General features: G+C 66.3%; 20 protein-coding genes. 15 read left to right on the top strand and 5 right to left on the bottom strand.

Annotation, left to right across the window (positions count from 1 at the left end; translation table 11 throughout):
• From EN874_RS21825 to EN874_RS21855, 7 genes are all read left to right on the top strand, one after another.
• Complete coding sequence (locus EN874_RS21825) at positions 1-978, top strand: ABC transporter permease (protein ID WP_168247542.1); 978 nt, start codon at positions 1-3, stop codon at positions 976-978.
• A gap of 1 nt (position 979) precedes the next feature.
• A complete protein-coding gene (locus EN874_RS21830) occupies positions 980-1,927 on the top strand; it encodes an ABC transporter permease (RefSeq protein ID WP_127427222.1) in 948 nt (315 codons plus the stop codon).
• 218 nt (positions 1,928-2,145) lie between these two features.
• Positions 2,146-4,221 (top strand): 3-hydroxyacyl-CoA dehydrogenase NAD-binding domain-containing protein, encoded by a 2,076-nt coding sequence (locus EN874_RS21835; protein ID WP_127427223.1) that lies wholly within the window; start codon positions 2,146-2,148, stop codon positions 4,219-4,221.
• A 315-nt stretch (positions 4,222-4,536) separates the two neighbouring features.
• Positions 4,537-5,562, top strand: coding sequence for a BMP family protein (locus tag EN874_RS21840; RefSeq protein WP_127427224.1), 1,026 nt, complete (start codon positions 4,537-4,539; stop codon positions 5,560-5,562).
• Between the two features lie 171 nt (positions 5,563-5,733).
• Positions 5,734-7,245, top strand: coding sequence for an ABC transporter ATP-binding protein (locus tag EN874_RS21845; RefSeq protein WP_127427225.1), 1,512 nt, complete (start codon positions 5,734-5,736; stop codon positions 7,243-7,245).
• Positions 7,245-8,300 (top strand): ABC transporter permease, encoded by a 1,056-nt coding sequence (locus EN874_RS21850; RefSeq protein ID WP_127427226.1) that lies wholly within the window; start codon positions 7,245-7,247, stop codon positions 8,298-8,300. Before EN874_RS21845 ends, EN874_RS21850 begins: the two co-directional genes overlap by 1 nt.
• On the top strand, positions 8,297-9,241 hold the full coding sequence (locus EN874_RS21855) for an ABC transporter permease (RefSeq protein ID WP_127427227.1): 945 nt from the start codon (positions 8,297-8,299) through the stop codon (positions 9,239-9,241). The genes EN874_RS21850 and EN874_RS21855 overlap by 4 nt, the downstream gene beginning before the upstream one ends.
• Before the next feature lie 87 nt (positions 9,242-9,328).
• Here the strand turns inward: EN874_RS21855 and EN874_RS21860 are convergent, their stop codons facing one another.
• Positions 9,329-10,096, bottom strand: coding sequence for an SDR family oxidoreductase (locus EN874_RS21860; protein ID WP_127427228.1), 768 nt, complete (start codon positions 10,094-10,096; stop codon positions 9,329-9,331).
• A 305-nt stretch (positions 10,097-10,401) separates the two neighbouring features.
• Here EN874_RS21860 and EN874_RS21865 point away from each other — a divergent pair, with 305 nt between their 5' ends.
• Positions 10,402-10,551 (top strand): hypothetical protein, encoded by a 150-nt coding sequence (locus tag EN874_RS21865; protein ID WP_126086953.1) that lies wholly within the window; start codon positions 10,402-10,404, stop codon positions 10,549-10,551.
• Positions 10,552-10,700: 149 nt separating this feature from the next.
• The gene (locus EN874_RS21870; RefSeq protein WP_127427229.1) at positions 10,701-11,639 is read left to right on the top strand and encodes an LLM class flavin-dependent oxidoreductase; all 939 of its coding nucleotides are present in this window, start codon (positions 10,701-10,703) and stop codon (positions 11,637-11,639) included.
• Between the two features lie 76 nt (positions 11,640-11,715).
• On the opposite strand, the gene EN874_RS21875 is transcribed toward EN874_RS21870, so the two are convergent.
• The 3 genes from EN874_RS21875 to EN874_RS21885 form a co-directional block, all read right to left on the bottom strand.
• Entirely contained in the window at positions 11,716-12,648 is a 933-nt protein-coding gene (locus EN874_RS21875; protein WP_245513624.1) for a sigma-70 family RNA polymerase sigma factor, read from the bottom strand.
• A gap of 8 nt (positions 12,649-12,656) precedes the next feature.
• A complete protein-coding gene (locus EN874_RS34430; RefSeq protein ID WP_127427231.1) occupies positions 12,657-12,971 on the bottom strand; it encodes an antibiotic biosynthesis monooxygenase in 315 nt (104 codons plus the stop codon).
• 143 nt (positions 12,972-13,114) lie between these two features.
• Positions 13,115-13,789, bottom strand: coding sequence for an isochorismatase family cysteine hydrolase (locus EN874_RS21885; protein WP_127427232.1), 675 nt, complete (start codon positions 13,787-13,789; stop codon positions 13,115-13,117).
• A 213-nt stretch (positions 13,790-14,002) separates the two neighbouring features.
• Here EN874_RS21885 and EN874_RS21890 point away from each other — a divergent pair, with 213 nt between their 5' ends.
• From EN874_RS21890 to EN874_RS21915, 6 genes are all read left to right on the top strand, one after another.
• Entirely contained in the window at positions 14,003-14,794 is a 792-nt protein-coding gene (locus EN874_RS21890) for an ATP-binding cassette domain-containing protein (protein ID WP_127427233.1), read from the top strand.
• A complete protein-coding gene (exbB, locus tag EN874_RS21895; RefSeq protein WP_245513625.1) occupies positions 14,794-15,729 on the top strand; it encodes a tonB-system energizer ExbB in 936 nt (311 codons plus the stop codon). Before EN874_RS21890 ends, exbB begins: the two co-directional genes overlap by 1 nt.
• Positions 15,730-15,735: 6 nt before the next feature.
• Positions 15,736-16,242: a TonB system transport protein ExbD gene (exbD, locus tag EN874_RS21900; RefSeq protein ID WP_127427235.1), complete on the top strand. Its 507-nt coding sequence runs from the start codon at positions 15,736-15,738 to the stop codon at positions 16,240-16,242.
• Positions 16,239-17,213 carry an energy transducer TonB gene (locus tag EN874_RS21905; protein WP_127427236.1) on the top strand — a complete coding sequence of 325 codons (975 nt, stop codon included), beginning with the start codon at positions 16,239-16,241 and terminating at the stop codon, positions 17,211-17,213. Before exbD ends, EN874_RS21905 begins: the two co-directional genes overlap by 4 nt.
• 85 nt (positions 17,214-17,298) lie before the next feature.
• Positions 17,299-18,690: a multicopper oxidase family protein gene (locus EN874_RS21910; RefSeq protein WP_127427237.1), complete on the top strand. Its 1,392-nt coding sequence runs from the start codon at positions 17,299-17,301 to the stop codon at positions 18,688-18,690.
• A 126-nt stretch (positions 18,691-18,816) separates the two neighbouring features.
• Positions 18,817-19,311 carry a hypothetical protein gene (locus EN874_RS21915; protein WP_127427238.1) on the top strand — a complete coding sequence of 165 codons (495 nt, stop codon included), beginning with the start codon at positions 18,817-18,819 and terminating at the stop codon, positions 19,309-19,311.
• 41 nt (positions 19,312-19,352) lie between these two features.
• Here the strand turns inward: EN874_RS21915 and EN874_RS21920 are convergent, their stop codons facing one another.
• Complete coding sequence (locus tag EN874_RS21920; protein ID WP_127427239.1) at positions 19,353-19,532, bottom strand: hypothetical protein; 180 nt, start codon at positions 19,530-19,532, stop codon at positions 19,353-19,355.
• Positions 19,533-19,716 lie beyond the last annotated feature (184 nt).

Below are 19,716 nucleotides of genomic sequence, written 5' to 3' on the forward strand. Positions count from 1 at the left end.
ATGACGGCGATCGCTCCCGGCACGCTTCCGAAATCCTCTCCGCGCGGCAGTGTGGCCCGGGCGCGCATGCTGCGCGGTCTTTTGCCGGCGCTGTCACTGGCGCTGGTGCTGATCGCCATTGCCTGGCTCAACCCGCGCGCCATCAGCTATTTCGGCTTCAACCTGATGCTCAACCTGGCGATCCCGATCGCGCTGGCGACGATCGCGCAGATGTTCGTCATCGCCGGCAACGAGCTCGACCTGTCGATCGGCACCTTCGTCGGCTTCGTCGGCTGCGTCACCGCCACCTGGCTGCGCGACGCGCCGCTCATCGGCATTGTCATCCTGTTCGGCTCGATCGGCGTCTACGCGCTGCTCGGCGCGCTGATCCATCTGCGCAACCTGCCCTCGATCGTGGTGACGCTCGGCATGAGCTTCGTCTGGCAGGGGCTGGCCATCCTCATCCTGCCCAAGCCCGGCGGCAAGGCGCCGGACTGGCTCTTGGCGCTGATGTCCTTCAAGCCGCCCTACATTCCGTTTCCGATCCTTGCCGCGCTGCTCATCGCCGCGGTCGTGCATTTCGGCCTGATGCGCACCTCCTATGGCGTGATCTTGCGCGGCTCCGGCGGCAACGCCGCGGCGCTCAGGCGCGCCGGCTGGTCGCTGCTCCGAACCAAGATCGTGCTGTTCGCGCTGACCGGCCTGTTCGGCGTGCTCTCCGGCATGGCGCTGATCGGCATCACCACCTCGGCCGACGCCAATATCGGCAACGGCTATACGCTGCTGTCGATCGCCGGCGTCATCCTCGGCGGCGGCGAGTTCGTCGGCGGCCGGGTGTCGCCGGTCGGCGCGGTCATCGGCGCGCTGACGCTGGCGCTCGCCGCCTCGCCGCTCTTGACCTTCATGCACATCCCGCCCGACTGGCAGGTGGCCGCCAATGGCGCGATCCTGATCATCGTGCTGGCGGCGCGGGTGCTGATCAGCCGCAGGGAGAGATGAAATGACCTCCGTGCGGATGCTGCTCGAGAAACCTTGGATCTGGTCCTTCGTCGGCGCGGTCGTGGTGTGGGCGGCGACAGTTGCCTTCACCGGCGGCTACGGCGCCGGCGGCATGGTCACGGCGGCGCTCTCGCTTGCGGTCTTCACCGTCATCGTCGGCGTCGGCCAGATGTTCGTCATCACGCTGGGTCCCGGCAATGTCGACCTGTCGCTGCCGGCCAATATCGGGCTCGCCAGCGCCGTGGCGATGAAGGTGATGGGCGGCAGCGATTCCATGATCGTGGTCGGGTTGCTCGCTGCGCTCGCCTGCGGCGCGGCCATCGGCGCCATCAACTACCTGCTGATCTGGGCGCTGCGCATCCCGCCGATCATCGCGACGCTGTCGGCAAGCTTCATCATCCAGTCGGTCGACATCAGCTATGGCCGCGGCCTGCAGATCAAGCCGCCGCCCGGCTTCGCCGATTTCACCAACTGGCAGGTTCTCGGCATCCCGGTGCTGGCGATGCTGACGGTGCTGTTCACCATCGGCGCGGCACTTGCTCTGCAGCGCATGATCTATGGCCGCTCGGTGCTGGCGATCGGCCAGAACATCCGTGCCGCCTGGCTCGCCGGCGTCAGTGTCGGCCGCATCCGCTTCCTCACCTACACGTTGTGCGGCGCTCTGGGCGGCATCGACGGCGCGCTGCTGGCCGGCTATTTCCGCGGCGCCAATGTCGATATCGGCAACGAATATCTGCTCGCCTCGATCGCGGTCGTCGTCATCGGCGGCACCTCGGTCGCCGGCGGCAAGGCCAATGTACCCGGCGTCTGGGGCGCCGGCCTGTTCCTGGTGCTGCTCCTCACCATGCTCAACACCTTCGGCGTCAGCGCCGGCGTGCGGCTGGTGCTGACCGGATTGATCATCGTCGGGGTGATCACCGCGGCGGGTGGGGAAAAGGCCGTGCGCTAGTCGTGGCGGCGCAGGGCTGCGAGAGGCCGGCGGGACAGAGGGGGTGTGAAGCATCGCAGCGTTTCCGTTTTTGCGCATTTGGGCCGGAAAGTCGTTCCAGCGCACCGCCGCCCCACCTTCGCCGACAATCATTGTGCCAACGCAACATCCGGTTTCCATTCGCCACGCTGGCTAGTAAAACCCGTCGGTCATCGCAGCCGGGTCTCGGGAGGTTCCGCTTGTCCAGTTCTGTCAGCGTCGCAATCGAGAACGGCGTGGCGGTGGTCACCATCGACAATCCGCCGGTCAACGCGCTGAGCTTCCATGTTCGCAAGCCGCTCTACGAGGCGCTCGCCACGCTGCGTGACGACCCAACCGCCAGAGCCATCGTCATCGCCTGCGCCGGGCGCACCTTTGTCGCCGGCGCCGACATAACCGAGTTCGGCAAGCCGGTCGAGCAGCCGGAACTGCGCGCCATCGTCGCTTTGCTCGAAACCATCGCCAAGCCGACGGTTGCGGCCATCCATGGCACGGCGCTCGGCGGCGGGCTGGAGCTGGCGCTCGGCTGCCATTTCCGCGTCGCCGATCAGGGCGCAAGGCTCGGCCTGCCGGAAGTGAAGCTCGGCCTGCTGCCGGGCGGCGGCGGCACGGTGCGCCTGCCGCGTCTGGTCGGCGCCGCGAAAGCGCTCGGCATGATTGTTTCAGGAGCGCCGATTTCGGCCGACGAAGCCAAGGCGGCGAGCCTTGTCGATGCGGTTTTTGACGGCGATCTGTTGGCGGAGGTCATTCGTTCCGCCGACGAAATGGCTGATCGGGGTGGACCGTTCATCACCGTCCGCGATCGCAACGACCGGCTTGCCGAAACAGACCTCGCCGCGTTCGACGCCCAGGCGGCCGGCCTCGCCCGAAAGGCGCGCGGGCTGGAAGCGCCGCTTGCCTGCGCCGAGGCCGTGCGCAACGCGATCACCTTGCCTTTCGATGAAGCGCTGGCTGCCGAGCGCCAGGCCTTCGCAAAGCTCGTATCCGGCGACCAGTCGCGGGCGCAGCGGCATCTGTTCTTCGCCGAGCGCGAGGCCGCGAAGGTGCCGGGCAAGGACCTGCAGCGGCGAAAGGTAGAACGCGTCGGCATCATCGGGGCCGGCACGATGGGCGGCGGCATCGCCATGGCCTTCGCCAATGGCGGCTTCCCGGTGACCATGCTGGAGACGAGCGCGGAAGCGCTGCAGCGCGGGCTGGCGATGATCGACAAGAACTATGCCGTCTCGGTCAGCCGCGGCTCGCTGACGGAGGAGGCGAAACGGCAGCGGCTCGGCCTGTTCAGGGGCAGCACCGACTATGCCGACCTTGCCGATTGCGACCTGATCATCGAGGCCGTGTTCGAGGAAATGGCGGTGAAGAAAGAAGTGTTCGGCAGGCTGGACGCTGTGGCCAGGCCCGGCGCCATCCTCGCCACCAACACCTCCTATCTCGATGTCGATGCCATCGCCGCTTCGACGTCGCGGCCGCAGGATGTGCTCGGCATGCATTTCTTCTCGCCCGCAAACGTCATGAAGCTGCTGGAGATCGTGCGCGCCGAGAAGACCGCACCCGATGCGCTGGCGACGGTTGCCGATCTGGCGCGGCGCATCGGCAAGGTGGCGGTCGTCGTCGGCGTCTGCCACGGTCTCGTCGGCAACCGCATGCTTTCCGCACGGGGTGCGGAGAATGAGGCGCTGCTGTTGGAAGGTGCCACACCTGCCCAAGTCGACAAGGTCTTCACCGATTTCGGCTGGCCGATGGGGCCGTTCCAGATGGGCGATCTCGCTGGGCTCGATATCAGCTGGCGCAACCGCAAGGCGCGCGGGCTGACGGCGGTCATTGCCGACACGCTGTGCGAAGAGGGGCGTTTCGGCCAGAAGACAGGGCGCGGCTGGTATCGCTACGAAGGCGGCTCGCGGGAACCCGTGGCGGATGTTGAGGTCGCGGAGTTGATACGGGCCAAAGCGGCGGAACAGGGGGTCGCGCAGCGCGAAATCGGCGCTGACGAAATCATCGAGCGCACGCTCTATCCCCTGGTCAACGAGGGCGCGAAAATCCTGGAGGAAGGCATCGCGGCCCGCGCCTCCGACATCGATGTCGTCTGGGTCAACGGCTACGGCTTTCCCGTCGGCAAGGGCGGGCCGATGTTCTGGGCCGGGCTCGAAGGGGCGGGCCGGATCGTCGAGCGGCTGGATGATTGGTACGAGCGTAGCGGCCGGGCGATTTTCGAGCCGGCGCCGGTGCTGAGGCGGTTTGCGGAGACGGGACGCTGGGAAGCATTGGGCGGCGCCCCATAACTTCGTCATTCCAGGGCGAAGCGAAGCGTAGACCCTGGAATCCATGCCGTTACTTCGAACGAAGAACACGACGGTCCAGAACAAGCGTTGACGCAGCCGTCGCTCGTACTGCGCCGTCGAGGTCACGGCATGGCTCCTCGGGTCTGCGCCGCGTCGCTTCGTTCCTTGCTCCGCCCGTGGATGACGAACGCGCAAGCATCGCCAACCAAATTTGACCATGTGGACAAAACTCAGGCGCCGTTCCATAGTCTTGGACGTCTGACATTTTTTTTGAACGGCCGGCTCGACACGGCCGTCGAGCAGAGGGGAATTTCAATGGAAAACGATCGTAGCAAAATGCAGCGTGCCGGCCTGTCGCGGCGCAGCGTGCTGGAACTCGGTGCGCTCGGCCTCGCGGCTTCCGTGCTCCCCGGCGCGGCCTTCGCCAAGGACAAGAAGCTGAAGGTGGCGGCGATCTTCGCCACGCCGATCGAGGAGCCGTGGGACAACCAAATCCATGTCGCCCTGCAGAAGGCCCAGAAGGAACTCGGCATCGAATACAAATGGTCGGAAAAGGTGCAGACCGCCGACTTCAGCCGTGTCATGCGCGAATATGCTCAGGGTGGCTACCAGCTGGTGCTGGGCGACGCCTTCGCCGCCGAGCGCGAATCCCGAAAGACCGCCAAGCAGTTCCCGAAGACGGCCTGGCTGTTCGGCTCCGGCGCCGGCCCGGCCGAACCCAATTTCGGCGTCTTCGACAACTGGATCCATGAGCCGGCCTACCTCTCCGGGCTGATCGCCGGCAGGATGTCCAAGTCGGGCACCGTGGGCGCTGTCGCGGCGATGGGCATTCCGGAGGTGAACCGGCTGGTCAACGCCTTCTTTGCCGGCGCCAAGGAGGTCAATCCCAACATCAAAAGGAAGGTCGCCTTCATCGGCTCCTTCTTCGATCCGCCGAAGGCCAAGGAAGCGGCGGTGGCGCAGATCGATGCCGGCGTCGACGTCATCTATGCCGAGCGCTTCGGCGTTATCGAGGCGGCGATGGAAAAGAAGATCTACGCCATCTCCAACATGTCCGACCAGTCGAGCCTCGGCCCGGACACGGTCATCACCGGCCCGGTCTGGGACATGTATCCGACGGTCGAGCAGGCGATCAAGCTGGTCAAGGCCGGCGTCTTCACCGCGCAGGACTATGGCGACTTCTCGCGCATGGGCAAGGGCGGCTCGTATCTGGCGCCCTACCACAAGTTTGACAAGACGCTGCCGGCCGAGGTCAAGGATCTGGTCGAGAAGAAGAAGGCCGAGATTCTGGAAGGCAATTTCCGCGTCGACGTCGACGAGAACACGCCGGTTTCGGATTGATCTTTATCCTCCCCCTTGTGGGGAGGGTCGATCCGCGAAGCGGAGCGGGGTGGGGCCTTCGGCGCCGCACCCCGGCCCCGTCTCACAATCTCCGCTTCGCGGCGATCGTGAGCCGCCCCTCCCCACAAGGGGGAGGGTAAAGAATCGCGCCATTCTCGCCAGGATTCGCCCTTGTCCGCCCCACTCATCGAAATGCGCGGCATCACCAAGAGCTTCGGCGCCGTCAGGGCGAACGAGGCGGTCGATCTCAGCGTCGCGCCCGGCGAGATACTCGGCCTGCTCGGCGAGAACGGCGCCGGCAAGACGACGCTGATGAACGTGCTGTTCGGCGCCTATGCGCCGGATGCCGGCGAGATCCTGGTCGAGGGCAGGCCGGTCGCCATCCGCGATTCGGCCGATGCCTTGGCCGCCGGCATCGGCATGGTGCACCAGCATTTCCACCTGGCGCCGCGGCTGACGGTGCTGGAAAACCTCCTGATCGGCATTGCCGGCAAATCCGGCGTCATCGACCGCGCCGGCGGGCTGGCGCGGCTGAAGGAGATCGGCAGCCGGCATGGCTTGAGCCTCGATCCCGACCTGCCGGTCTCGGCGCTGTCGGTCGGCGAGCAGCAGCGGCTGGAAATCATCAAGGCGCTGTTCCGTGGAGCGAAGCTGTTGATCCTCGACGAGCCGAGCGCGGTGCTGGCGCCGAGCGAGGTCGATGGCCTGTTCGCCGCCTTGCGCTCGATGGCGGGCCAGGGGCTCGGCATCATCTTCATCTCGCACAAGCTGAACGAGGTCAGGGCGCTGACGCATCGCTGCGTGGTACTCAGGCACGGCAAGGTCGCCGGCCGTGTCGACCATCCGGCAAGCACCACGTCGGCCGAGATGGCGAAGCTGATGTGCGGCCACGAAATCGTGCCGCCGACCAGGGAGGCTTCGACGCCCGGCGCTTCGGTGCTGACGCTCGACGGCATTTCCACTTCCGGCCATGCCGGCACGCCGCTGCGCGACGTCTCGCTTTTCGTCCGCGCCGGCGAGATCCTGGGCATCGCCGGCGTTTCGGGCAACGGTCAACGCGCGCTCGCCGATGTGATCTCCGGCATGCTGCCGCCCAAGGCCGGCACGATGACGATAGCCGGCAAAACGGTCGCGCAATACTCGCCGCGCGAGCTGCAGGCGCTCGGGCTCGGCCGCATCCCGGAGGACCGGATGACGACCGGGCTGGTCACCAACCTGCCGCTGGCCGACTCCATGGTGTTGCCGCGCATCGGCACCGAAGCCTTCAGCCGCAAGGGACTGCTCGATCCCGCCGCGATCCGCGCCTTCGCCGAGGCGCAGATCAAGGCCTATGACATACGCTGCCCCGGGCCGATGGTGCGCGCCGGCGCGCTGTCCGGCGGCAATCTGCAGAAGGCGCTTTTGGCGCGCGAGCTCGCCTTCGACCCGAAAGTGTTGATCGTCTCGCAGCCGACGCGCGGCCTCGACATCGGCGCTGCTCGTTTCATCCACGAAAAGTTCCTGGCCATGCGCGCCAAGGGCTGCGGCATCGTCGTCATCGGCGAGGATCTCGAGGAATTGCTGATGCTCTGCGACCGCATCGCGGTGATGTATGAGGGCCGCATCGCCGGCACGCTGGCCGGCAGTGAGGCCACCGTCGCGAGGCTCGGCCTGATGATGACCGGCGCGGAGGGGCATGCCTGATGTTTCGCCTCGAAGCCCGCAGCTCGACGCCCGCCTGGTTCAATCTTGCGCTGCCGCTCATCGCGATTGCCGTCACGCTGGTGTTGTGCAGCGGCCTTATCGCGGTGGCCGGCGCCGGCGTGATCGAGGCCTACGGCGTGATGCTGTCGGCCTCGCTCGGCGACAGCTACGCCATCACCGAGACGCTGGTGCGCGCCGCGCCGATGATCTTCACCGGCTTGGCTGTGGCAATCGCCTTCCGCGCAAAATTCTGGAACATCGGCGCCGAGGGCCAGTTGCTGGCCGGCGCGGTCGCGGGGTGCGCCGTCGGCGCGATCCCGATGCCCGGGTACCTCGCGATGCTGCTGATGGCGCTGGCGGGTGCGGCGGCCGGCGCGATCGTGGCGCTGGTGCCGGCGACGCTGCGCGTGAAGTTCAAGGTCGACGACGTGGTGAGCTCGCTGCTCCTCAACTCGGTCATCTATTACGCGCTGATGGCGCTGATCGAAGGGCCGTGGAAGGATAGCTTCAGCGGCTATCCCATCTCGCCGCCGATCGAGGATTCGGCCAATTTCCCGGTGCTGCTCGAAGGCACGCGGCTGCATCTCGGCGTCATCGTGGCGCTGAGCGCGGCGCTGCTTTGCTGGTTCCTGATCGCGCGCACAACGCTCGGCTTCCGGATCCGCGTCACCGGCGAGAATCCGGAAGCCGCGCGCTATGGCGGCATCAATGTGCAGCGCGTTCTGCTGTCCACCGCGCTGCTTTCCGGCGCGCTGGCCGGGCTCGCCGGTGTCGGCGAGGTCGGCGGGGTGCACTTCCAGGTGATGAGCGACATCTCGCCGGGCTACGGCTATTCCGGCATCGTCGTCGCCATGCTCGCCCGGCTCAACCCGCTCGGCGTGGTGCCGGCGGCGATCTTCCTTGCCGCGGTCATGACCGGCGCCGAGGCGATGTCGCGCGCGACCGGCGTGCCGGCTTTCCTGAGCGACGTCATCCAGGGCACGGCGCTGCTTGCCATGCTGGTGGCGCTGCTCTTCACCGCCTACCGCATCCGCCGCGTGGGAGCATCCGCATGAGCGCGGTGTTCGAGCAGATTTTTCAGGTCGGCTTCCTCGCCGCCATCATCCGCATCGCCACGCCGCTCGCCTTCGCCACACTCGGCGAAATGTTTTCCGAGCGCGCCGGCGTGCTCAATCTCGGCATCGAAGGCATCATGCTGTTGTCGGCCATGGCCGGCTTCACCGCCGCGAGCCTTAGCGGAAGCCTGTGGCTGGGCGTCCTGGTGGCCGTGCTGGTTGGCGCGCTGATGGGCGCGGTGCACGCGCTGTTCACGGTGGCGTTGGGTTTGAGCCAGCATGTCTGCGGCATCGGCGTGACGCTGTTGTCATCCGGCCTCGCCTACTTCCTCTACCGGCTGATCTTCGGCCAGCAGTCGGTGCCGCCTAGCATCAAGGGGTTTCAGCCCGCGCCGATCGCGTTGCTCTCCGATATCCCGATCCTGGGGCCGGCGGTGTTCAACCAGTTCACGCTGGTCTATCTGGCGATCATCGCGGTCCCGCTCGCCGCCTTCGTGCTCTACCGCACGCCATGGGGGCTTTCGGTGCGCATGGTCGGCGAGAACCCGCGCGCCGCGGATTCCGCCGGCGTCAGCGTGATCGCCACCCGCTTCCAGGCGGTGATCCTCGGCGGCGCGCTGATGGGGCTTGCCGGCGCGTTCCTCACCATGGCGCAGTTCAACGCCTTCACCTTCGGTGTCGTGTCGGGTCGCGGCTGGGTGGCGATCGCGCTGGTCGTGTTCGGCCGCTGGGATCCGTGGCGGTCGGCGGGGGCGGCGCTGCTGTTCGCCTTCGTCGACGCGCTGCAGCTCAGGATGCAGGCCAGCGGGCTCGGGCACATCCCTTACGAAGCGTTCCTGATGCTGCCTTTCATCTTCACCATCGTTGCCATGGCCTTCATGTCGCGCAACGCAGTGGCACCGTCGGCGCTGCTGAAGCCGTTCCGACGGGAGGAGCGGTAGCAAGCCCTAAGTATTTGTTTTTTACGCAATTCCGGACGGAAAACCGTTACACACTTTTCCTGGAATTGCTCTAGATTCCGCTAAGCCTCAGATCGCCGTAAAGGCGTTGTCGACGAAGAGATGCGCACCGTTGACGAAGCTCGATTCGTCGCTGGCCAGGAACAGTGCGGCCTTCGCCACTTCCTCGGGCTCGCCGATGCGGCCTTGCTGCGCCGCCATCGCCGCATCCGAGACATCGACGCCGAGCTTGCCGAGATCGGCCACTTCGCGCAGCCCGTGCGGCGTGCGGATGAAGCCGGGGCAGACGGCATTGCAGCGGATGTTGCGGTCGCGGAATTCGACCGCGATGGCGCGCGCGAACATGTGGCAGGCGCCCTTGGTGGTGTCGTAGAGCACTTCGTTCGGCGTCGCCGCCACCGCCGAGATCGACGAGGTGCAGACGATCGAGCCGCCGCCGGCGGCGATCATGCCGGGCAGCACGGCGCGCGTCATCAGGAACATCGAGCGCACGTTGACGGCGTGCAGCCAGTCCCATTCCGCGAGCGTCGTCTCCAGGAAGGGCTTTATGACGATCGTGCCGGCGTGGTTGAACAGCACGGTCACCGGCCCGAATTTTTCTGCCGCCGCCTTCGCCGCCGCTTCGACCTGCGCCTCGTCGGAAACATCGGCGACGAAATGCTCCGCGACGTGGCCGCGCGCCCGGATCGCCGCAGCGGTCTTGCCGGCCGCCTCGCCGTTGCGGTCGATGATCGCCACCTTTGCGCCTTCGGCGGCAAACAGCTCGGAAGCCGCTCCGCCCATGCCCGTCGCGCCGCCCGAGATGATGGCGATTTTGCCCGCCAGCCTTCCACCCATGTCTTTCTCCGTCTTGTTCCGAGCGTCTTCGTTCGCTCGGAGCCGATGCTATCCTTGAGGCTCCGAATGGCCAAGCTCCTGTCGCACAAAGGACTTTCGGCTTCGAAAGGCCGCTTCGACCGGGCGATCGCAGCTCAGTCCAGGTCGGTGTCGCATATTTTTGACGACCGGAATCTCTTCTCCGCATAGCAAGAAAAACTACCAATAGCCTGACTTTGAGAATCTCGTTCCAAAAACGCCGAGAAAATAGCAATCGACAAAGTCTACTAATTTTATAGATTAATGGCCGAGACGGAGGCTCGACCATGACCTACATGCAGAATGCTCAGCGCAAGGGCCAGAGGCTGACCGCCGACCAGGGCTGGAGGCCCGCCTATGGCGGCACCTTCGCCTATCTCGTTTTCGCGCTGGCCTTCGTGTTCACCGGCGCGGTGGTGCTCGGGATCATCCCCTGATCGGATCGGGACAAGGTCCCGCAAGACAAAAACCGGGTTGAGTGATTGGAGTTGAAACCGGCCGCGTGCCGGCGCGCCGTTGCGCGCCTGCATGAATTTCAATTCGAGGGTTTCGAAGCGGGGCGATCAACGTGATGGAGGCGATGGCAATGCCGATCGAGTTCACGCATGTTCCCGGTAAGCCTGCCAATGGCGGCTTCTTCTACGATTTCGCCGAGACCGCGACCAAGCTGTCGCTGATCGAGGACGCGGGTTTCCGCAAGCTGGTCGTCGACGACCCGGCCGGCCTGCTCACCAATATGGACATCGCCGCCCAGACGCTCGACCGCACGGCGTCGCTGGAAGTCGTGCTCACGCACTGGGCCGGCGTGATCGAGCCGGCGGTGGCGGCCAGGCAGCTTGCGGCGCTCGACCGCAAAAGCGGCGGCCGCCTGTCGCTCAGGATGCTGAGCGAGCCGCTCGAGGACAGCGACGCCGAGGCGCGGCCTGTCGGCCACAGCGTGGTGTGGCAGCGCATCGACGAATATCTGGTGCTCTTGAAGCGGCTGTGGTCGAACGACAAGCCCTTCGATCACGAAGGCGCCTTCTACAGTGTGAGAGGCGGCTATGTGCCGCGCAAGGGTCCACATGGCGCCGACCTCACCATCCGTCTCGGCGGCCAGTCCGGCACGGCGCTGAAAGTCGCCGGCCGGCATGCCGATGTCTTCGAACTGGCGGCAGGCTCGCCGGACGAAGTCGCGCAGTTGATGCAGCGCGTGCGCAGCGCCGCCGCCGAGCACGGCCGTGCCGGCAAGCTGCGCTTCGCGCTGCCAGTGCGCATTCGCTCCGAGGGCTGGTCAGGCGCCTCCGACCACAAGGCCGTCGAGGTCGCGGGGCCGCCGGCGCGGCTTGCGCTCTCGCTGTTGCCCTATGCCGCCATGGGCATCGGGGAATTCATGATCACCGGCATCGACCGGCCGAGCGAGATCGCGCGGATCGGCCGCGAGATCATCACACTGGTCAACAATTCGTTGGCGCGGCGCGAGGCTGAGATTCCGCAGCCCGGCACGTTTGCATCCCACAGTTTCACGGAAGTTCGCACCGGCTGAAACAGATCTTTCCGCGCTGGCGAGGCCGCACCGGCTGCGCCCGGCCTCCGACATTTCCGGGTCGCGTCTATCGCGGCTACGGGTCGACTTTCCCTGAAGGTTGGGATGAGAACTCCAGCCCGTCCATGACATAGTCCGCGAAGAGGAAATCGCGGATGCCGGCGATCCGGCCATGCTGCCAATCGATGAGGATGAAGTAGCGCGGCGGCCCGTCCGGACGATCCGGGCTGGTGACCAGGATCGCGGGACGGCCTTCGACGAGGCCGGTGGTGAAATGCCAATGCGTCTCGTCGGCATAGCGGCCGAAATAATTGCCGACATATTCCTTGCCCTCGGCACGAAGCCGATTGACCAGTTCCAGCTTCACGTCATCGGCCAGCAGGCCGCGCAAGACATCGAAATCGCGGGCGTTGAAGGCGGCGACGTAGTCGCCGAGGCGCCGCATGTCGCGCTGGTCGAGGGCCGGGCGCGGCGTTGCCGCCGCGGGCACGGCAGCCAGTTTGCGAAGGCTTTCGCGGCCCCGCTGCAGCGCGCCCTTGATCGCCGTTTCCGTGGTTTCGAGGATCTCTCCGATTTCTTCCAGACTGTGGCCCAGCACGTCCTTCAAAACGACGGCGCATCTTTGCGCCGGCGGCAACTGCATCAGCCCGGCAAGGCTGGCCTCGGCGGCGATGCGCGCATCGATGGGACAGTCTTCATCGGCGATCGTATCGGGCTCGACGTCGCTCTCATGCGCCTTGGCGCGGCTCCGCTTGCGTAGGAAATCAAGGGCTGAATTATGCGCGATGCGAAACAGCCAGGGCTCTGTCTTGTCGGGCATGTCGCCATTCCTGATCGCCACGAAAGCTTTGGCCAGAGCCTCCTGGACGATGTCCTCGCCATCGATGACCGATCCCACCATGCGCGAGCAATAGCGATGCAACCGAGCTCTTGAGCCTGCGGCTTCGCGCTCGAAAATGCGAAGCCTGACTTCGGTCGTCGCAGCGGCATGATCCTGCAAACCGGTCACGCGGCCCCCTACTTTTCCACACCGGCTTCGTGAGCGTAGGCCGTATGCCCCATCACGCTCTCGCCGGCTCCAAGCTCCACGATCGCCTTCATATACTCGGCGAAGCGGGCATCGCTGCGGAAGGCGGCGATGTCGTCGGCCGAACGCCATTGCGAGACGTTGACCACCTTGCTGCCGTCACCGCCGACGACCACAGACGAGGCCAACGAACCCGGCTGCTTGCTGAAAAAGCTGCGCGTTCCTTCAGAGAGAGCTTTCGCGAGGTCCTGCTGCTTGCCGGGCTTGGCGGTAAAGACATTGATCAAGGTCACTGCGGTCGACATTTTCTTACTCCGTTTGTCCGGGTGCGGAGGCCGTGGTGGCTTCTGCAGTCGTCACATCAACCAAGACGAACGCGATGCCGGGAACGGAACGGTGCGTGTGAAAAATTTGGCCAAAGAATTCTTGCGATCCGGAAATCCCGAGATCAACCCTTTGCCGCGGGGAGGCGCGACAGCGCGGTGACGACGGCCTCCGAATCCGCCAGTGCGCCGAAGACGCCGTCCTCGACGGTCACCATGTGGAGCGCCGCCTCGTGCGCCTTCCGGTCGCCGCTGGCGCAGGCGTCCGCGATCGTCAGGCACTGGAAATTGCGGTCGCAGGCCTCGCGCAGCGTGGTGTGCACGCAGACATCCGTGGTGCAGCCGGTGAAAAGCAGGTGCGTAATGTCCCGCGCGCGCAAAACCAGCTCCAGGTCGGTATAGGTGAAGGCGCCGTTGCAAGTCTTGTCGACAACGATATCCTGCGGCTTGACCTCTATGTCGGCGACGATCTGGAAGCCCTGGCTGGAACGCAGCAGGATGTCGGTGCCGTCCAGTCCCGACCGCTTGCGGCGCCATCTCTCGTAAGGCGTCATGTCGGCCATGTCGGCGCGGTAGCCTTGTCTCGTGTGGATGATGGTCAGGCCGGCGGCGCGGGCAACCGCGATCAGCCGGTTCACGGCGGGCAGGATCGCCCTCAGCGGCGCGGGGTCATAGCCCTTTCTGGCGAAATAGCCCGTCGGCGACAAGAAGTCCTCCTGCAGGTCGATGACAAGCAGCGCGGTGTTTTGCGGCACCAGCCGGCCATCATAGGGAAAGTCGAATGGGGTCGCCTTGATCATCGCCTGCTGCCTCGATTTGCCGACCAGAATCGTGGCCCGGCGACGACGTCGCAGTCCAGACCTCATTGCGCCAGTCCGGTGATCGAAGCGACATGGCGATTTGTTGACCAATAAAATCATCTTTATAGTTGACTAGTTAACTCATGTTTTCTAGTCAACCGGCGTTGGCCGCCTGGCGACAGCCCGAGGCAGCGGCCGCTTGGGAGACCGACCGTGACCGCAGCAGCTACCCAGACAGCCTTTCATGTCGACGCGGTGCGCTTTGCCGTCGGCGAGCGCACTCTGCTCGGGCCGGTTTCGTTCGAACTTCAACGCTCGCGGGTCTACGGACTGATCGGTCACAACGGTTCCGGCAAGTCGACGCTGGTCAAGCTTTTGGCGCGGCAGCAGCCGGCAAGCTCGGGCGACATCCGCTTCGCCGAACGCCCTTTGGCCGGCTGGGGCGCGCGCGAGTTGGCGCGGGCGCTGGCCTATCTGCCGCAGACCAACCCGGCGGCGACCGGCCTGACCGTGCGGGAGCTCGCGGCGCTCGGGCGTTATCCCTGGCATGGCGCGCTCGGCCGTTTCGGGCCGCAAGACAGAAGTCATGGCGAGGAAGCGCTGGCGCTGACCGACATGAGCGCTTTCGCCGATCGGCTGGTGGACGAGCTTTCGGGCGGCGAGCGCCAGCGCGCCTGGCTCGCCATGCTGGTGGCGCAGAATGCAGGCGTCATGCTGCTCGACGAGCCGATCTCGGCGCTCGACATCGCGCATCAGGTCGAGGTGCTTGGCCTTGTCCGGGACCTCAGCCGCAAGCGCGACCTCTGCGTCGTCGTGGTGCTGCACGATCCCAACATGGCGGCGCGCTATTGCGACGAGCTGATCGCGCTGAAAGAGGGCCGGCTCTCAAGGCGCGGCACCCCCGCCGATATCATGCAAGGCGAGGTTCTCAGAGACATTTTCGGCGTCGAGATGGGGGTGCTCGGGCATCCCGTCACCGGCCAGCCCATCGGTTACGTGCAATGATGAAGCGAGGACGAGCCTTGTCCCGGAACAGTTTTTTTGCGTCGCTGGCCATGTCCGCCATCCTTTCGGCCGGCCCGATTGCTTCGGTCGATATCGCGCTGGCGCAGGAGCAGCCGGCAGCGCCGGCGCCGACTGCGCAGACGCCGGCCACTGCCGCGCCGACCGAACCGCGCGTTCAGCCGGCTCCGGGCAACGCCGGAGGTGAAGAGCCTTCCGCCATTGCGCTGACGCTGCCGCATGACCTGTCGCCCTGGGGCATGTTCATGAACGCCGACATCGTGGTGAAGGCGGTCATGGTCGGGCTTGCCTTCGCCTCGCTGGTCACCTGGACGATCTGGCTCGCCAAGTCGCTGGAGATTCTCAGCGGCAAGCTGAGAGCCCGCCGCGCGGCGAACGCCATCGGCAACGCCGCGACGCTGATGCAGGCCGCCCGCGCGCTTGGCCATGGCGGCGGTCCGGGTGCGCTGCTGGTGCGCGCGGCGGAGGAAGAGCGGGCGCTTTCAGTCGGCGCGCTCGACCATGCCTCGGGCGACGGCCTGAAGGAGCGCGTCACCTCCAGGCTGTCGCGTATTGAGGCCGCTGCGTCGAGGCGCATGTCGCGCGGCACCGGCCTGCTCGCCACCATCGGCTCGACGGCGCCCTTCGTCGGCCTGTTCGGCACCGTCTGGGGCATCATGAACGCCTTCATCGGCATCTCGCAGGCGCAGACCACCAATCTGGCGGTGGTGGCGCCCGGCATCGCCGAGGCGCTGCTTGCCACCGCGATGGGCCTGGTGGCGGCCATTCCGGCAGTCGTCATCTACAACGTCTTTGCGCGGTCGATAGCCGGCTACCGGCAGATCCTGGCCGATGCTTCCGCCGGCGTCGAACGGCTGGTCAGCCGCGATCTCGATTTCCGCACGGTGCCGCCGGCAATGGCCATGGCGGCGGAGTAAACGGCTATGGCGGCGCGGATCCGTGAAACGGGCGGCGACGATCTCGAGGAAAGCCACGAGATCAACGTCACCCCGTTCATCGACGTCATCCTGGTGCTTCTGATCATCTTCATGGTCGCGGCGCCCTTGGCAACGGTCGACGTCAATGTCGACCTGCCGGGCTCGACGGCGACGCCGGCGTCGCGGCCGGAGACGCCGCTCTTCCTCACGCTGAAGAGCGATCTCACGCTGGCGATCGGCAATGACGGCGTGCGGCGTCAGGCCCTCGCCGCGGTGCTCGACGCCAGGGCCAAGGGCGACAAGCAGACCCGCATCTTCCTGCGCGCCGACAAGACGGTGGGCTATGGCGAGCTGATGGAGGTGATGAATCTGTTGCGCGCCGCCGGCTATCTGAAGGTGGCGCTGGTCGGGCTGGAGACGGCGTCCGGCACCGGAAGCGCGGCCCCGGCGGGCGGGGCTCCGGCCGCCAGTGGAGGCGCCGCGCAGGCAACGGCCGGGAGCGCGAGCCAATGACGGCCGCGGCCGTAACAGCAATCTCCCATCCACGCCTCGGCGTCCGCGAAGCCGGTCTGTGGACAGGCGCGGCGGCGGTCATTCTCGCCGCGCATGTCGCGCTCGCCTATGCGGTGCAGAACCTCAGCTTCGCCGAGGTACCGGACGGCGGTTCGCCGCCGGCGCTGGCGATCGAAATGGCGCCGCTGGCGCCCGCGGTGCCGGAAGAGGTGACGACACTCGACGCGGTCACGCCGACTCCGCCCGATGCGATCGAGAAGATGCCGACAGTCAGCGAAGCGGAGCCGACGACCGACCAGGCGCCGCAGCCGGTCGTGGAAGAAGCCGAACCGGCTACCGAACAGCCCGCCGATGTTGATAAGGCCGACCCGGCGGCGCCGACCGTGGCGGCGCTGAGCGAGCAACCGCCGCTGGAAGAGGCCGTTCCCGACCCTGTCGAGACGCTCGCGCCCGACGTGGCCGTTCCGCTGCCGCAGCCGAAGCCGGTCGAGACGGAAATCAAGGCAGCCAAACCCGTCGAGGCGAAGACAAAGGCAGAGAAGAAGCCGGTTGAGAAACCGAAGCAGCGGCCGAAGAAGGAAAAGCCGGCGCCGCCCAAGGCGGTGACGACGGCCAGCATCGATGCCAAGGCCGGCGCGAAGGCGGCCGCGCCGCAATCCTCCGACGCGGCGCCGCGATCCAGCATCGGCCCGTCGCGGTGGAATTCCAGCCTGGCGGCGTGGATCAGGCGCCACACGCGCTATCCGAGCGCGGCGCGATCGAGAAAGGCCGAAGGCAGCCCCAATGTTACCTTTACGGTGGACGCCTCCGGCAGGGTGGTCTCGGCCCGGCTGGCGCGCTCGTCGGGGGACGCGGATCTCGACCGCGCGGCGCTCGGCGCGCTGCAGGGCGCGTCGGTGCCGGCGCCGCCGGCCGAGCTCGGCGCGCGTGTCACACGAACGGCGCCATTCGTCTTCAGCTTGCGGGACTAGGCCTGCGAGACGGATGGTGATAGGCGGCTGGACGGTTCAGCTTTAATCAGAGGTGCTGTGGGGCTGCCGCCCGCCGAAGAAGCACATGACCGTATTCACGCGCCGCACTCTTCTAAAGACCGCCGCCGCTGCCGGTGTCGCCGGCGTCGGTGCCTCGACCATCGGCAGGCTGGCCGGCTTTGCAGCCGTGCCCGATCCGGTGGTGCTGAAGACCACCGGCATTCAGGCGCAACTGATGGACGGCGCACCGACGAAGAACGCGCTCACCTATGGCGAGGCAGGCCCGCCGCCGGTCGTCAGGATGCGCAAAGGCGAGCCGTTCGCCGCGCGGCTCATCAACGGCATCGACGATCCGACGACGATCCACTGGCACGGCATCCGCGTTCCGAACAAGATGGACGGCGTGCCGTTCCTGGTGCAGCCCTATGTCTATCAGGGCGACCATTTCGACTACGCGTTTTCGCCGCCCGACGCCGGCACCTTCTGGTACCACCCGCACTGCAACACGCTCGAGCAGATGGGCCACGGGCTGACCGGCGTCATCGTGGTGGAGAACCCCAGCGATCCGCAATTCGATTCCGAAGCGGTGGTCAATCTGCGCGACTGGCGCCTCGGCGACGACGGCCAGTTCATCGAGCCGTTCCGGCCGCGCGACGCGGCGAGGGCCGGCACCTATGGCACGGTGCGCACGGCCAACTGGCTCGACCAGCCGCAATATGACGCGCCGGCCGGCGGCCTGGTGCGGCTGAGGGCCGCCATCACCGACGTCACGCGCATCTACGCCTTCCGCGTCGACGGCGCGGCGGCGGCGGTCATCGCGCTCGACGGCAATCCGGTGCCGCAACGCTTCGCGCCCGACGCCTTGCAGCTCGGGCCCGGCCAGCGGCTGGAGCTTGCCATCCGCATGCCCGATGAAGAAGGCGCGATCGTCAGCCTGCGCGACGTCCGCGGCACCAAGCCGAAAATCCTGGCGACGCTGCGCGCGGTCGGCAAATCGCTCAAGCGCGACCTGCGCGATCTGCCGCCGCTTGAGCCGAATCCGGTGGCGGAGGTGGACCTTGGCAGCGCCAGGCGCATTCCGCTGGCGCTGAGCTCCACTGCCGAAAACGTGCCCGGCGACGGCATCTGCGGTTCGCTCGGCTACAGTTTCTGGGCCATCAACAAGGTGCCGTGGCCGGGCGACACGCCCGACCCGACCGCGCCGCTGGCCGAGCTGAAGCTCGGCAAGAGCTACATCATCGACATGGAAAACCTGACGCCGCATTCGCACCCGATCCACCTGCACGGCATGAGCTTCAAGGTGCTGACGTCCTCGACGCGCCGGGTGCAGCCGCTCGTCTCCGACACCTATCTCATCCAGCCAGATGAGAAAGTTCAGCTCGGCTTCGTCGCCGACAATCCCGGCGACTGGCTGCTGCACTGCCACATCATCGAGCACCAGAAGACCGGCATGACGAGCTATTTCCGGGTGGGCTGAGGTGGTGCAGCGCGAGGCGCTCTCGCCTTCGACCGGAATTCGCGGACTTCCCCGGCTTGACGCCCTTGCCCGCTTGCCTAGGTAGGCAGGAGGGCGCTGGGGCGGCACGCAACTCCGACCGACGACATGACATCTTCGCGCATTCGAAAACTTGCCTTTGTTGCGGCAGGCATCTCCATCCTGTCGTCCTGCGTCATCCCCGACGACACGTCGCGGGTCGTGAAAGAGGATGCCACCACGGCCGCCGCCCGCAAGGAGATGGTCGGCCTCAGCGAGGCCGATGTCCGCATGTGCGCCGGCTTTCCGACCGCGACGGCCGATGCGGGGCCCTCCGGACAGATCTGGACCTATCAGCGCACGGTGCAGCGCGGCAACCTCAGCATCGCGGTGCCAACCATGGCGGTCGGCGCGATTCCCGCAGTCGGGGGGTCCGTCAACGTCGCGCCCGGCGGCTATTGCAACACGCAGGTTCGCATGGTTGGCGGCCGTGTCGCGGAAGTCACCTATGCCGGCGACAACAATTTGCCGAACAGCATCGATGCGCTCTGCGTCAGCACGGTGGACGCGTGCGTCGCCTATGCGCGCCAGCATCGTCGTAAAGCGACGGCCGTATCGAGGTGAACAGGTGAGATCGGGCGGGCGACGCGAGAGCCCCGCTTGCTTCAGCGCCCGCCGCGACGGATGGCACCCGACTTGTCTTCAGTGGTGTCGGACGAAGCTTGCCGACGCGCGTCTTTCCCGACATCGGACGGCATGGCATCCATCAGGTTTCTGACCTTGGCGTTGTTGTGCGCATGGATGATGGCGCGGCTGAGATGGAGCAGGATTCCGACCACTGACATTGGCACTTCCTCCGTTGAGCTGGCGGACATGTCGGCGGCGGGACGCCCGACAAATGCGCCCCGTCTGTCTCACGGGGATGGCGCGGAAGGCGGCGTCCCGTTTCCAATTCGTGACCTGGAAACATCCGCGTGCGAGCGGCCTCGACGGCCTATGAACTCCGTGGGAGCAGCGCATGCCTGTTGC

The organism is Mesorhizobium sp. M1D.F.Ca.ET.231.01.1.1, from assembly GCF_003999155.2.
Taxonomy (GTDB): Bacteria; Pseudomonadota; Alphaproteobacteria; order Rhizobiales; family Rhizobiaceae; genus Mesorhizobium.